At 58.0% G+C, this 369-nt stretch carries 1 pseudogene; it reads left to right on the top strand.

The features are described from left to right. Positions 1–369, top strand: a pseudogene (locus EN852_RS41305) (exopolysaccharide biosynthesis protein); the annotation flags it as partial.

Below are 369 nucleotides of genomic sequence, written 5' to 3'. Positions count from 1 at the left end.
GTTCATTGATCTTGACCCGCACGACAAGCACCTGACCCATGACTTTGTGCGCGAATTCGGCACCTCCAAGCCGCACAGGTCGTTTGCAGACTATGTGAAGGGCCGCTGCGAGTTGGACGAGGCAGTTGTGGGCATGCCCGGTATCGGCATCGATTTCATGGCCGCTCCCATTGTTTCGGATGATCTTTTGAAGTTGCTGGTCGAAGTCGATTCGCCGCGATACTTCGCTGACAAGCTGGGCGCCGTATACAATCTTGTCATCCTCAACGCTCCGCCCGGGCTGGACGGTCCGGAATCCCGGCTGCTGACCAATTGGGCGGATTCCATTGTGTTTGCTGTCCGTTGGGCCAGGACACGGCGCAGTGTCGC

Origin of the sequence: Mesorhizobium sp. M2E.F.Ca.ET.209.01.1.1 (assembly GCF_004010375.2) — a bacterium.
Taxonomy (GTDB): domain Bacteria; phylum Pseudomonadota; class Alphaproteobacteria; order Rhizobiales; family Rhizobiaceae; genus Mesorhizobium.
The sequence above is the reverse complement of the archived record's forward strand: the minus strand, read 5'-3'. Positions and strand labels throughout refer to the sequence as shown.